General features: G+C 75.1%; 1 protein-coding gene. It reads left to right on the top strand.

Features of this window, described 5'->3' with window-relative positions:
* Positions 1-178 precede the first annotated feature (178 nt).
* Positions 179-1171 (top strand): alpha/beta hydrolase, encoded by a 993-nt coding sequence (locus tag B9G38_RS17535; protein WP_086221199.1) that lies wholly within the window; start codon positions 179-181, stop codon positions 1169-1171.
* Positions 1172-1220 lie beyond the last annotated feature (49 nt).

The following is a 1220-nucleotide window of genomic DNA, read 5'->3' as shown; positions in this document are numbered from 1 at the left end:
CCCGCGCCCCCGCCCACTTCCACGGCGGCGGGCCGCCGCGACGGAGAGGTCGCTCCACGCCGGCAGGCCCAGCGACTCGAGCTCGTCGACCGCGGCGGCGAGGTCCGGGTCGAGTTCGTCCGCGCGCATACCGGGGCGAGGCGGTGGGCCTTTGTAAGTCGGTCGGCAACTCCGGGCGATGGACGTCCGGCTGACCTACGAGGACGGGACGATCCGGGTCGACGCGGACGCCGACCTCGGCCCGGACCTCGCCGCCGCGGTCGACGAGATCGAGTCGCTGGGCCTGCCGGCGTGGAGCGACCTCTCCGTCGCGGCGGCCCGCCGCCTCGAAGACGACCTGTTCTCCGGGCCGCCCGAGCCGCCCGTGGCCGAGGTGCGCGACCTCGCGTTCGACGGCCCGCACGGCGAGGTGCCGGTCCGGGTGTACCGCCCCGAAAGCGCCACTGAAGGTTCGGCAGAATCCCGCGCCCTCGTCCACTTCCACGGCGGCGGGTGGACGCTCGGCACGCTGGACTCCGTCGACGGGATCTGCCGCGAGCTCGCGGTCCGCGCCGACGCGGTCGTCGTCTCGGTCGACTACCGCCTCGCCCCGGAACACCCGTTCCCGGTCGCGGTCGACGAGGCCGCCGCCGCGGTCGAATGGGTCGGAGAGGCGGCCGCGGACGCGCTCGGCGTCGACCCCGACGGTGTCGGCGTCTCGGGCACCAGCGCGGGCGGCGCGCTCGCGGTCGCGGCGTCGCTCCGCGCCCGGGAGGTCGGCGACCTCCCCGCGCCCGCCGGCCAGTTCCTCCTCTACCCGATCGCCGGGCACGACTTCGGGACGGACTCCTACCGGGAGAACGCGGACGGGCCGCTGCTGACGCGCGATGACATGGAGTGGTTCTACGAGCGGTACCTCCGCAGTCCGGTCGACGCCGCGAACCCCTACGCGGTCCCGCTCCGGGCGGAGGACTTGGGGGACTTACCGCCCGCGACGGTCGTCACCGCCGGGTTCGACCCCCTGCGCGACGACGGCGTCGCGCTCGCGGAACGGTTCGGAAGCGAGGGGACGCCGGTGGAACACCGCCACTACCCGGCGATGGCGCACGGGTTCTGTAGCCTCGCGGACCGCGTCCCGACCGCGGAGGCGGCGCTGGAGGCGGTCGCGGCGGACGTGCGGGATCGTTTATAATTCCCCGCGAGGTTCAGGCGTCGACCGCGCGCCTCGGGCGGTGACTCCG

It is taken from the genome of Halorubrum sp. SD612 (assembly GCF_002135005.1).
This window is presented reverse-complemented; position numbering and strand designations above follow the sequence as displayed.

What these genes read in the sequence shown, in the direction of transcription:
- B9G38_RS17535 (WP_086221199.1), top strand. Translation starts at nt 179, where the DNA reads ATGGACGTCCGGCTGACCTACGAGGACGGGACGATCCGGGTCGACGCG.